Source organism: Corynebacterium pilosum DSM 20521 = CIP 103422 (assembly GCF_000373805.1).
GTDB lineage: Bacteria > Actinomycetota > Actinomycetes > Mycobacteriales > Mycobacteriaceae > Corynebacterium > Corynebacterium pilosum.
This window is the reverse complement of sequence record NZ_KB892460.1, coordinates 1-11,010: the sequence shown is the minus strand read 5'-3', so window position 1 is coordinate 11,010 and position 11,010 is coordinate 1. Positions and strand designations below refer to the sequence as shown.

9 protein-coding genes and 1 pseudogene are annotated in these 11,010 nt (G+C 58.7%); 6 read left to right on the top strand and 4 right to left on the bottom strand.

Annotated elements, in window-relative coordinates; all coding sequences use genetic code 11:
* On the top strand, positions 1 to 308 hold a 308-nt coding region (locus tag B097_RS13310; RefSeq protein WP_155879231.1), incomplete at its 5' end, for an integrase core domain-containing protein.
* Positions 309 to 548: 240 nt separating this feature from the next.
* Here B097_RS13310 and B097_RS0107445 read toward each other — a convergent pair.
* Both B097_RS0107445 and B097_RS0107440 read right to left on the bottom strand, forming a co-directional pair.
* Entirely contained in the window at positions 549 to 920 is a 372-nt protein-coding gene (locus B097_RS0107445; protein ID WP_018581907.1) for a PH domain-containing protein, read from the bottom strand.
* 137 nt (positions 921 to 1,057) lie between these two features.
* Positions 1,058 to 2,320: an ATP-binding protein gene (locus B097_RS0107440; RefSeq protein WP_026254377.1), complete on the bottom strand. Its 1,263-nt coding sequence runs from the start codon at positions 2,318 to 2,320 to the stop codon at positions 1,058 to 1,060.
* A 286-nt stretch (positions 2,321 to 2,606) separates the two neighbouring features.
* On the opposite strand from B097_RS0107440, the gene B097_RS0107435 reads away from it, so the two are divergent.
* From B097_RS0107435 to B097_RS0107425, 3 genes are all read left to right on the top strand, one after another.
* Positions 2,607 to 4,664, top strand: coding sequence for a metallophosphoesterase family protein (locus tag B097_RS0107435; RefSeq protein WP_018581905.1), 2,058 nt, complete (start codon positions 2,607 to 2,609; stop codon positions 4,662 to 4,664).
* A gap of 525 nt (positions 4,665 to 5,189) precedes the next feature.
* Positions 5,190 to 6,347, top strand: coding sequence for an RtcB family protein (locus B097_RS0107430; RefSeq protein WP_018581904.1), 1,158 nt, complete (start codon positions 5,190 to 5,192; stop codon positions 6,345 to 6,347).
* A 93-nt stretch (positions 6,348 to 6,440) separates the two neighbouring features.
* Complete coding sequence (locus B097_RS0107425; RefSeq protein WP_018581903.1) at positions 6,441 to 7,349, top strand: ribokinase; 909 nt, start codon at positions 6,441 to 6,443, stop codon at positions 7,347 to 7,349.
* Here the strand turns inward: B097_RS0107425 and B097_RS13305 are convergent.
* Positions 7,346 to 8,359 (bottom strand): 3'-5' exonuclease, encoded by a 1,014-nt coding sequence (locus tag B097_RS13305; RefSeq protein WP_115324701.1) that lies wholly within the window; start codon positions 8,357 to 8,359, stop codon positions 7,346 to 7,348. The two genes, B097_RS0107425 and B097_RS13305, sit on opposite strands and share 4 nt — an antisense overlap.
* A gap of 279 nt (positions 8,360 to 8,638) precedes the next feature.
* Here B097_RS13305 and B097_RS0107415 point away from each other — a divergent pair, with 279 nt between their 5' ends.
* Both B097_RS0107415 and B097_RS12715 read left to right on the top strand, forming a co-directional pair.
* Entirely contained in the window at positions 8,639 to 9,841 is a 1,203-nt protein-coding gene (locus tag B097_RS0107415; protein WP_018581901.1) for an acetyl-CoA C-acyltransferase, read from the top strand.
* 12 nt (positions 9,842 to 9,853) lie between these two features.
* Positions 9,854 to 10,771, top strand: coding sequence for an enoyl-CoA hydratase/isomerase family protein (locus tag B097_RS12715; protein WP_081618026.1), 918 nt, complete (start codon positions 9,854 to 9,856; stop codon positions 10,769 to 10,771).
* Between the two features lie 3 nt (positions 10,772 to 10,774).
* Here the strand turns inward: B097_RS12715 and B097_RS12710 are convergent.
* Positions 10,775 to 11,010 (bottom strand): annotated as a pseudogene (locus B097_RS12710) (IS256 family transposase); the annotation flags it as partial.

Sequence of the window (11,010 nt, the reverse complement as noted above, 5' to 3'; positions counted from 1 at the left end):
ATTCTGATCACGGAAGTGTTTATACCTCGAACGCGTTCCAGAACACCTGCACAGAATTAGGGATCCAGCAATCAATGGGATCAATTGGTACCAGTGCGGATAACGCTTTGGCGGAGTCGTTCAATGCGGCGATGAAGCGGGAAGTTCTTCAGGATTCCAAGACGTTTGCGAACCAGTTGCGCTGTCGNCGGGACGTTTTCCGCTGGTGCACTCGTTACAACACGGTGCGCCGGCATTCCTGGTGTAAATATCTCGCGCCTGCGGTGTTTGAAGAGCGCTGTTCTGTTATCCTGAAATCTGCTTCCTGATTGAATCCTCCGTGTCTACTATCCGGGGGTCGGGCCCGACGCTCAAGTTGCTTGTCTTCGAGGTCCTCAAGTTGTCCAAGAATGGTTTCGAGGTTGGTCATGACATCACCGCTTCAACTGTATGCAGGCGCGCAGGCCTCCTAAAGTACAGAGAGTTAGATTAATGCATTCCTCGGCAAACGTCTGCACAATTGGAGATGAAAGTTTGGTCCGACTGTATTGATCGCCGGACCCCAGGCTTTAGTTATTCAGAACAGCGTGGGCGATGAGGGAATCGATGCGTCGCACGTCGACACCTCGCCCTAGTTCGATCTTGATTCGTCCTGCGCGAGTCCACAGTTCGACCTCAGCAGTAGCGTCAAACATGCCTCCCGCATTCTCTGTCGACCACATGTTGATCGCGCTGTACGGAAGTGAGTAGATCTCTACTTTCTTGCCCGTCATTCCCTGGGCATCGCGAACGATCAGGCGCTTTGACGTAAAGATTGCGGAATCACGAAATGTTTTGAACGCCGCATAGGGCTGTTCACCTTCGATGAGCAGGTTGCGCACATCGTCGGGGATCGGGATCTCCTCCATGAACATCCACGACGTAACTTCCGAAACAGACATAGTAGTCATTCTCCTTTTCAGTTTTAGGGGACATTTGATTTTCGCATACCTTATCGCGGAAAGTGTGATTATTGGGAAGATTCTACGCGCGCATGCTCCAGCCTTGCCGAGGCAGCACGAGTGCTCCCTTGTGAGTACTACAAGCTCAGAGCGGACAGTGGAAATGTCACCGTCGAATCGCCTAAATTCGCAGTGGGGCCGGTACCCGTTATTACCGCCGAAAAGGTTGGTGCCGGACGATCGATCTGCGCAATTGCCTTCTGAAGCCGTTCATTGCCAGATTGAATCTGTCCACTGCCAAGCTTGATTTCAATAGCTGCCCACTGGTTGTTAGGAAGATCGATCACTGCATCGATTTCATGCCCGTTGGAATCTCGATAGTGGGAAACCGTCCCACCGAGGGCCTGCGCATACACGTTCAGATCATGGACTACAGCGGATTCGAACAAAAACCCTAACGTTTCTGGATCGCCGCGAAGTCGTTCTGCATCTGCTCCCAACAACCGCGCCGCCAAGCTTGGGTCTGCCAAATGATATTTCGGGGATTGGCGCAGAGCGGCCTTAGAACGCAGGGCGGTCGACAACGCGGGTTGCTTGTCGACGATAAACACCCGCTCCATTAATCCGAGAAAGTGGTTGATTGTTTCTGGTGTTGGGGCGGAGAGGGTGGTGCCCATATCCTTGCGTAGCGTTGCGATACTTACTTCCGTTGCTGTGTTACGTGCTAAAGACACCAGCAATGTCCGCAGCACCACAGGTTCATGCCTGATTTCAGCTAGTCGGTGGACGTCTATTTCGACGGTGTCGGTGATATAGCCGTCGAGTAGCGCTTGTGCACCTCCAGCAGGCATGTCAATCAGTCCGGGAAAGCCCGGCTGAAGTAGAAGGTCAACTACCTCATCCAAGGACAGATTTGTCGTATCAACTCCGACTGAGGGGTCCTTAAGCAGCGTCGCCAAAGAAACCTGAGGGTTGAGATCAGACTTCTCTGTCCACGTCATGGTTCGTTGCCGAATTTTGGCAAAACGGCCCGCCCCGGTGTGTCGTCGAGCGTCATCATCCGGTACAGCCGAACCTGTCAAAATGAAACGGCCTGGCCCCTTCCCAAGGTCGACTTCTCGGCGGACGACATTCCACAGTTGGGGGTAGAGCTGCCACTCATCAAGTAATCGCGGCGCTGGGCCATCGATGAGCTGCTTAGTGTCGATATCGGCGATCGCTGAAGTAGTGGGATCATCGAAAAACACCGCCGAATTAGAGAACTGCATCCCAGTCCGCGTTTTACCGCATGCTCGAGGGCCCTCGATAACCACAGCGCCCACGGACTGAAGTAATGAAGTGAGCTGCCGGTCGATAATGCGTGGTCGATACGGGGTTGAGGGTGCTTGGGGAGCAATCATAGCAATCACTCTACGTTCCAAAAGTGCATGTCACAAGATCAAGACCGTGATTTGTAGGCTCTCTAGGCCGTGATTTGTGGCATCCCTAGACTGTGATTTGTTGGTCCTCTATCCCGTGATTTGTGGAATCTGCAGGGGTGCAACTAAATCGAGCAATTGTTCTCCATGCATTGTTCGGCGGGAGTTTCCCCAGGTAAACAATCAATTAATTGAAGAGACAACTATCGCAAGGTGGGCTAGTTTCACATTTGAAATGACCTACCCCTTGCGAAAGGCGCACAATTCAATGAAGCGTTTCACATCCATCATTTTGGCCCTGGCACTGAGCGCCACCCTTGCCCCGGCTGTTCAGGCCGCACCTACTGTGACTGGCTCCGGATCTTTGTTGAGCGATCCATTCCTGCAGTTGCCGGAGGTTGGCTCCGTGAACGTCGTGTGGTTTACCAACACCCCTGGTTCGACCCACGCGATTGTCACAGGAGACGTTGATAAGCTCACTGCGGACAACGCAGCCGACGCTGCTGCGGGCAACGTCGATGGCGTGGACGTATTTGCGGCAGACACGATGAAGCTGTCGCGCATGGCGGAAGATGCGGAGTCTTTCGTCGTTAATGCTCCTGCGGAATCGGAAGGCATCGTGGCGCGTGATGTGTACCGTCACGAAGGCACGATCACGGGCATGCACCCGACGCAGCGCATGCCGTACCGCGTGATCTCCATCGACGGTGGGGAGGTGGCGATGTCGGAGGTATTCTCAGCCGCCGACAAGTTTGAATCGGGCGAAGGCGTGTCCTTCTTGCTGACTTCCGATCACCAGGAGAAGAAGAACGCGCCGGCAAACCTGCAGTATGCGGCGCAGACGATCGCGGAGCAGGGTGGGCCGATCGACGTGGCACTTGTCGCCGGTGACCTGGTGAATGTGCCGGACCGTGCATCCGAGTGGTTCGACCACACCAATGGGTTGGCGTTCTTCCAGGGGATGCAGGGTAACGCGGAATTTACTAACCCGGAGTCCGGGACCGTGTTCAACGGCGGTGAGATTGCGCAGAACGCGCACGTGTACCCGGTGATCGGTAATCATGAGGTGATGGGGCGTGTCGACGGGCGCACCAACATGACCCATGCCTTCAATAATCCTGTCCCGCGTGAGGTAGCGGAGGCGGAATACGAAAAGGTTGCTGCGGAGGTCAACCCGACCGGCGATGCTGCGGTGAAGGAAAAGTGGATCGAAGACAATTCCTTCTCCACGCGTTCTTATGAGGAGATCTTCTCGCTGCCGGAATCGTCGGCAGGCGGGGAGAAGTACTACGCGACGTCGATTGGCAATACGCGGCTGATTTCCCTGTACTCCACGCGTATCTGGCGTGGCACGGATGCGGTGGAGGATCCGGCGGCGCGCGACAAGACCTCGCGCTACCACGAGTCGGCGGACGTTCTGGATCAGCCGCTGGAGCGTGGCTACGGTGATTTCATCTTCGAGGACCTGGCCGTGGACTCGGCGCAGTACAACTGGCTGGAACAGGAGCTTGCCTCCCCGGAGACGACGGAGGCGGAGCACGTGATTGTGATGCTGCACGAATCACCGCATTCGCTGGGTAATAACGCTATGCCGCACTTCTCCCATCCGGTCGAGTCCGTGGAGAAGGACGAGGAAGGCAACGTTGTGGGCATCACCTACGAGTACCCGGAGGAAGGGAACATCCTGCTGAACTCGCTGATGCCACTGGTAGATAAGCCGGGCACCCCCGTGGACTTGGTGTTCAACGGCCACTCCCATCTGTGGAACCGCTTTGAGTCTGACAACGGCGTGAACTTCATTGAGACTTCCAACGTGGGCAACTCTTACGGGGCGCGTCACGAGGACTCGACCAACGGCCCGCGCCCGGTCCCGGCGAAGGATTCGCAGTACTGGGATCCGAAAAACTACATGGAGTACGGCTCGCCGGGTGGGCTGGAGCCGATCGTTCCGACGATCAAACCGCTGGAAGGCCAGACCCTGAGTGGCGAGCCGGCACCGTGGGTGGCGTCGAACCAGTACTCCGTGTTCACCGGCTTCGATTCTGAGACCGGCATCGTGCGTTCCTGGATCTTCGACGGTGATGCCGCCGAACCGACCGTTGAGCTTCTCGACGAGTTCTCGCTCAGCGATCGTCCTGCGGAAGAGCCGCAAGACGACACCGACAAGGACCAGCCAACGCCAGGAGGTTCCGCAAATGGCTCCTCACTGGGTGGGGCATTGGCCGTGCTGATCGGGCTGATGGCCGCAGTGCTGGGCGGTGGTTTCTTCGCCGTGCAGAACGGCCTGATCCAGTTGCCGCCTCAGATCCGGGCGTTGCTGCCTTAGGCGATCGTCGAATAGCAACGCCAGGGACTACACCACGCTGCCGCCGAAACTAGCTGTTTGTGCACTCCGGCAGCAGATCCAGGAATTCTGCTGGGGCTCCCTGGCGGGCTAAGTCGTCCAAGTCGTAGCATGGCAGACCGATATCCATGGTTCCGGCACCGGGGATCTTCTCCCAGTTGGATCCATCCCAATAAAGATTGCGGATATCGTCTGAGTGTCGAGTGCCCACTTGTACCCACTGGCCATCGCAGTAAGCGACATGCAAGGTATGAGGATTCGGCCCCAAATGTTCCCGCATTGCAGGGACCTTCCGAGGGCTCTTCGCTCGTCGGCTCCTCCGATTCCGACGCCTCAGAACACGTCGCGGAGCTGGCACTCAGGGCCGGCTCCGGCAGCGCAGATTCCTGTTGGCTCTGCACGCCAGCCCCTTGCCCCACGCTTGACGCTCCACGCGCCGCCCACTAGCGTGAATGATCCCGCATGCGTCAACGCAGCATCCCGGGCAGGACTTTTTGGAGGGGGAAGATGACTTCTACCGACGTGATCTCATTCGCCACGCTTATCGACGACAACGTGCTCGACCAGGCCCGCGACATCGCCAGCCTGCCGTTCATCCACCCACACGTGGCGCTGATGCCGGACGCCCACTTCGGGCTGGGCTCAGCCGTGGGCACCGTCTTCGGCACCCAAGGTGCTGTGATCCCAGCCGCGGTGGGTGTGGATATCGGCTGCGGCATGATCGGCGTGCGCACCCAGTTCACCGCAGACGACCTCGTTGATCGTAACTTAGTCAAACTACGCGATGCACTCGAACGCAAAATCCCACTCTCGCCCGGCAACTACAACAAGAAGGTCTCGCGCGAATCCGCCGATCAGCGCACGCGCGAGCTTGACTTGCTTGCCGACGAACACGACGTCGATCTTTCCCACTCACCAAAATGGCGGGTCCAGCTGGGCTCCTTGGGCGGTGGCAACCACTTCATTGAGCTCTGCCTCGACGAAAGCGACCGGGTGTGGATGTTCCTTCACTCCGGTTCCCGTGGGGTGGGCAATAAGATCGCTCAGAAGCACATCAAGATCGCACGCGCAGAGACCGCGGATCTGGACCTGCCCAACAAGGATGTCGCCTTCCTCACCGAGGGCACCGCCAGCTTCGACCAGTACATCCGGGAGTTGAACTGGGCGCAGCGCTTCGCGTGGCTCAACCGCGAGGAGATGATGGACCGCTTCGCCGATGAGCTCGGCGCCCTGATGGGGACCGCTGTTGTGGAGGAGCAGCGCATCAACTGCCACCACAACTACACCGCGCAGGAGGAACACTTCGGGGAGACGGTGTGGCTGACCCGCAAGGGTGCGATCCTCGCAGTAGAAGGAGTGCCTGGGCTGATCCCCGGTTCGATGGGCACCGCCTCCTACGTGGTGGAAGGCAAAGGTAACCCGAAGGCGTTGATGAGCGCGCCCCACGGTGCCGGCAGGCGCTTCTCCCGCACGGAGGCGAAGAAGCGCTTTACCGCCTCTGACCTGGATAATCGGATGGAGGGCATCGTCTATCGCCCCGGCAAGGAGTGGGTGGATGAGATCCCCGATGCCTACAAGGACATCGACCAGGTGATGGAGGATGCCCGCGACTTAGTCGAGGTCAAGCACAAGCTGCGCCAGGTGCTCAACGTCAAGGGCACATAGCCCGATCCTCCACGTACGAACGCACGATCAAGCGGTATCCCAACTATTCTTGGAGTAAACCTTTTTAGATCCAGAATGCGTTGGTGAATTTCTATGAGTACCCAAAAGATTGTCGTCGTTGGTTCGATTAACGCGGACCTGACCACCCGTGTGGCGCGCCACCCCAACCCGGGGGAAACGCTGATGGGTACCGGCGGGCTGTTCTCCGCGGGCGGGAAGGGGGCGAACCAGGCGGTCGCTGCTGGGCTGTTGGGTGCCGATGTCACGATGGTCGGTGCCGTCGGCAATGATCCTCAGGCGCAGGCAGCGCTGCAGCACTTTGAGCGCGCGGGGATCGATCAGTCGTCGATCATGGTCACCGACCTGCCGACGGGGCTTGCCGTGATTACCGTGTCCGACGATGGCGAGAACACGATCATCGCGGTGCCCGGCGCCAACGCCGCGATGACGCGTGAGAACCTTGAACCCAGCATGGAGCTGATCGCCGCGGCCGATATCGTGCTGCTGCAAGGGGAGATCCCCGCCTCCGGTTTCGATGCGACGGTGGACGCTGCGCGCGGGCGCGTCATCGTCAACCTGGCGCCCGTGGTGCTGGTGGGCCGCGAGCAGTTGCTGCTGGCAGACCCGCTGATGGCCAACGAGCACGAAGCCGAGCTGGTCTTGGAGCAGCTCGGTGCGAAGGCGGATTCGGATCACCCGCACGTCTTGGCGGAGGCGCTGCTTGAGCAGGGCTTCCCGTCTGTCGTGCTCACCCTGGGTGCAGCGGGCGCGCTGGTGGCGACGAAGGACGGCCTGGTCGACATCCCAACGCCTACCGTGGACGCGGTCGACACCACGGGAGCCGGGGACGCTTTCGCCGGCGCCTTTGCCACCCGCCTCGCCGAGGGCGACGACCTCGTGGCCGCCGCCCACTTCGCCGCGCGCGTGGGGGCCGCGGCGACCTTGCGCGATGGCGCCCAGGATTCCTACCCCTCCGCGGGCGACCCACTGCCGGAGGTCTAGGTCAGTTTCTGCAACGCCGCGACGATCAGTCCGGCGGCCTCGGCATCAGAACCGGCGTCGTGGTGGTCGAGCACGAACCCGGGCACTAGCGCCTCGGTCACCGTGGGCAGTTTGTAATTGGGCAGCCCCGGCACCAACTGCTTCGCCGTGCGGTAGGTGCAGAAGAAATCGTCGGGAAGCGTGGCCGTGCCAAAATGCTCATCCAGGCTGCGCCACACCCCGGCGTCGAAGGGTGCGTTGTGCGCGAACATCGGCACGCCCGCACTAAAGGCCGCGACCTGGGCAGCCACCTCATCCCAGCGCGGCGCTCGGCGCACCGTGTTCGCACTAATGCCGTGCAGGTAGGTGAATTCGAAGTGGTCACAGCCCGGCGGGGGCTTCAGCAGCGTTGCATACTTATCGACGACCACCCCGGCGCTTACCTTCACCAGTGCGATCTGGCAGGCCGATGCCTTATCCTTATTGGCCGTTTCAAAATCCACCGCGACAAAAGTGGGGGAGTGGATCACATCGCGCGGCGCTACCCAGCCGGTGTGGCGGCGTTGCGGGCTAAAAGAAGTGGTAGGCGAGGTCCCACCACTGAGGCGGGAGGCCCCGGTAACGGAACCGCTCGATGGTTTGAGCTGTTTCTGCAGAGCCATCGCTTCCTTCCAGGCCTTGGTGTGTTCCGAATAGTCCTCGCCATTAGCCTTAGCCAGTTGCTCGCGGGCTTTCGCCAGGCGTTTATGGATGTCCAGGCGGTGGTCCTGGCGAGTCGGCGGTAAACCATGCGCCAGCCAGCCCTCGATGGTGGCAATCTCACCGGCATAATCTTTCATTTTTCGCTGGATGATCAGCACCTGAACCACGTAGAACTCCATGACGTTTTCGGGGCTGCGGTAGGCGGCGCGTGTCATCGCCTCCATGCAGCCACGGGCAAGGATGAGCGCGGCCTCGTAATTGCCTTCGCGTTTGAATGCTGCGATTTGGGGTTCCCAATCGCAAATCGGGACACCATCGTAGGTGGGCATGAACCACCCGGAGGGTGCGGACGGGGCGGATTGCGTCGGCTCAGTGCCTGTAAACAACTTGTGAAGCCAGCTCAACAGTCCCATAGTGAGGCCTTTCGGTGCGGGGAATTATGTGGCCTCACCTTAAGTGACGGTCGCGACATGGCTGGGGTGGTCGTCGAAAAGCCGTTCGCAGTGATGGGGTGAACACCATTCACGGGGTGTTTTAGATCACAAACAATGGGTACGATCGGGGCAGTAAACGTACCGTAAGCGCGGATTCCCATCAGGAAGGCCATTATGAACAGCCAAAAGGATTTCACAACACAGGCGCCCACCGATGTGGTGATCGTAGGGGCAGCTCGTACACCTATAGGAAAACTTCTCGGGGGGCTTTCCACCGTTCCCGCAACCACACTAGGTGGCATTGCAATTGAGGCGGCTCTCGGCGAGATCTCTGGCGACGATGTCGATGCCGTTGTCATGGGGCAGGTGCTACAAGCTGGGGTGGGGCAAAACCCGGCTCGCCAGGCAGCAAACGCAGCAGGTATCCGGCGTAGTGCTCACACGACCACGGTGAACAAGGTGTGCCTATCAGGGTTGACCGCAATCATTGATGCTGCCCGGCTCATCCGCGCTGGGGAAGCGACCATCGTGGTAGCCGGGGGAATGGAAAACATGTCACAAGCGCCTCACTTGCTGACAGGTACGCGCCTAGGCTGGAAATATGGCAAAAGAGAAGTCCTAGACCACATGGACTATGACGGTCTACGGGATGCCGATAACGGTGATTCTATGGGGCTACTTTCAGAGGCACACGCTGAAACTTATCCCGTGAGCCGTGAAGAGCAAGACCAGATTAGCGCAGCTTCGCACCAGCGGGCCCATGCGGCCCATGAAAATGGTGGTTTCGCTGCGGAGATAGTTCCAGTAGACGCACCTGGGAGGAAGGGAAGCACAACGGTTGACCGCGACGAAGGGGTTCGTCCCGACACAACAGTTGAAGTACTAGCGGGGTTGCGTCCGGCATTTTCTGAAGACGGAACCATTACGGCGGGGAACGCGGCGCAGATCTCAGATGGTGCTGCAGCGGTAGCGCTCACAACCCGGGAGCATGCGGAGCGCAATAACCTTGAAATTCTGGCGACGCTGCGTTCCGTCGGGCAAGTCGCAGGGCCTGATTCCTCCTTACAGGCACAGCCCGCGAATGCCATCAACCAGGCGTTGGAACGCGAAGGCTGGAGCGTTGATGACTTGGACGTCATCGAAATCAACGAGGCGTTCGCTAACGTCTCTGCCTATTCGTCTCGCCTCCTTGGTGTGGAGGCAGACAAGGTTAACGAAGCAGGTGGAGCTGTAGCGATGGGCCACCCGATTGGCGCCTCAGGCGCACGCCTTGCTGTCCATGCCGCCCACGAGCTGGCCCGGCGCGGTCAGGGACGGGCAGCCATCGGCTTGTGCGGTGGCGGGGGACAAGGCGAAGCACTGTTACTCGAGCGATAGGAAGGGGCAAGAATGAGTACACATACTGAAGAAATCCAGGTAGAGCGACGGGGTAAAGCTGGACTAATTACTCTGAACCGGTCAAAGGCCCTTAACGCCTTAAACCACTCCATGGTCCAGCAGATGACGCAGGCGCTAGAGCAATTCGAGCAGGACGATTCAGTCGCCCTAGTCATTGTTAAGGCTGCGGGTGATCGCGCTTTTTGTGCTGGTGGTGATATCGCGGTGCTTTACGAGGACGCGCTGAAAAAAGGAACTGAGGGTGCAGAATTTTGGGCAGACGAATACCGTCTCAATGTGATTATCGCCAACTATTCCAAGCCCTACGTGCCGTTGATGCAAGGCATTGTCCTCGGCGGGGGAGTGGGAATTTCCGCCCATGGTTCACATCGTGTAGTAACTGATTCGACACGTATCGGAATGCCCGAAACCGGCATCGGATATTTCCCAGATGTGGGAGGGACAAAGCTCTTGGCGGAAGCGCCCAGAAACTTAGGTAAGCACCTGGCTTTGACCGCGAGACAAGTTGGTGGAACCGAGGCAATCGCCGCTGGATTGGCAGACTATTTTGTCCCAGATTCTGCGGTGGAAAATTTGGTCGAGAAGCTAGCGGAAACCGGCAGCGTCGATGTGATCAGCGAGTTCACTGAATCCCCCGCGGAAGCGTTCAACGGTGTGATCGATCAAATGGAACAGGCTTATGCACCGGAGAATGTGCAGGAAATCCTTGAGAACCTGGACGCACTGCAAGCGGATGGAGCTGAGTGGGCCGCGGATGCTGCCAAGCGGATCCGCCGTAACTGCCCGCTGACCCTGACGGTAGTGCTGGAGGCCTTCCGCCGACACAACGGGGTGGAGCTGGGGAAAGTCCTTGAGAACGAATTTGTCATGTCTGCCGAGCGTGTCAAGTTGTTTGTGTGTGGGGCGTGATTATTAGAGGTAGGGCTCGAAGCGGTCAGGGTAAGCCACAGACATCTGGTTGATGGCCTGCTTCCAGTTCGTCNCCCGCCTGCCCTCGATCAGCCGGCCGCTGGTCGCCGCGACCCGTTTGCCCTGCTTAGCGCGCTTGGCGGCCCGTTTGTCCTCAATGTTGCAGATCATCAACCACAAGGTTTTGATCGCAGACTCATCGTTGGTGAACTGCACCCGATTCCGGGTGGCTTTACGCA

What these genes read in the sequence shown, in the direction of transcription:
- B097_RS0107415 (WP_018581901.1), top strand. Translation starts at nt 8,639, where the DNA reads ATGAACAGCCAAAAGGATTTCACAACACAGGCGCCCACCGATGTGGTG.
- B097_RS0107440 (WP_026254377.1), bottom strand. Translation starts at nt 2,320, where the DNA reads ATGATTGCTCCCCAAGCACCCTCAACCCCGTATCGACCACGCATTATC.
- B097_RS0107425 (WP_018581903.1), top strand. Translation starts at nt 6,441, where the DNA reads ATGAGTACCCAAAAGATTGTCGTCGTTGGTTCGATTAACGCGGACCTG.
- B097_RS12715 (WP_081618026.1), top strand. Translation starts at nt 9,854, where the DNA reads ATGAGTACACATACTGAAGAAATCCAGGTAGAGCGACGGGGTAAAGCT.
- B097_RS0107430 (WP_018581904.1), top strand. Translation starts at nt 5,190, where the DNA reads ATGACTTCTACCGACGTGATCTCATTCGCCACGCTTATCGACGACAAC.
- B097_RS13305 (WP_115324701.1), bottom strand. Translation starts at nt 8,359, where the DNA reads ATGCCCACCTACGATGGTGTCCCGATTTGCGATTGGGAACCCCAAATC.
- B097_RS0107435 (WP_018581905.1), top strand. Translation starts at nt 2,607, where the DNA reads ATGAAGCGTTTCACATCCATCATTTTGGCCCTGGCACTGAGCGCCACC.
- B097_RS0107445 (WP_018581907.1), bottom strand. Translation starts at nt 920, where the DNA reads ATGTCTGTTTCGGAAGTTACGTCGTGGATGTTCATGGAGGAGATCCCG.